At 68.8% G+C, this 519-nt stretch carries 2 pseudogenes; both read right to left on the reverse strand.

The window, feature by feature from the left end:
* Window positions 1–213, reverse strand: a pseudogene (locus tag ACFP9U_RS25395) (molybdopterin biosynthesis protein); the annotation flags it as partial.
* Window positions 214–223: 10 nt separating this feature from the next.
* Window positions 224–519: pseudogene (locus ACFP9U_RS25400) on the reverse strand (molybdopterin-binding protein); the annotation flags it as partial.

Below are 519 nucleotides of genomic sequence, written 5' to 3' on the forward strand. Positions count from 1 at the left end.
GAAGGGCGGCACGTCCATCGGCGCGACGACGTTTTCCGCAAGCGCCAGCCCCAGCGCGTCGGCCAAGGGCCGCGCCTCCGCCGCCACGGCGCGCGGAAACAACGCCGCTTCGAAGCGGGCCAGCGCCTCCTCCCGCGACAGGATCGTGAGGAACTGGTCCTGGCCGATCCCCTGGCGGTCTGAGAAATCGGAAGAGTTTGGCGTGTCAGTCATCGCGGCAGGCTCATGTGAAATCCCGAAGCGGGAGCGCCTCAAGGGGGGTTCCCGCGGCGTGTCCTTCGCTCTCGCCGGGTACGATAAACCACCCGTCGGCCATGCGCATCTGATCCAGCGAAAGGTCGCCGGCGGCAAGCGGCATCCAGGCCGCCTCTTCGCGTTTTACCAGCACCAGTTCGGCCATGCCCACACCCGATGAAACCTTGCGCGCCAGCGGCAGGACCATCCCGCGACGCGCCGGCCGGCCGGCGAGCCGGTCGATGGCCGGCTGAACCAGGGCGAGAAACGCGGCGAAGGCCTGAT

The organism is Nitratireductor sp. GCM10026969 (assembly GCF_042660605.1).
In the GTDB taxonomy this organism is placed as follows: domain Bacteria; phylum Pseudomonadota; class Alphaproteobacteria; order Rhizobiales; family Rhizobiaceae; genus Chelativorans.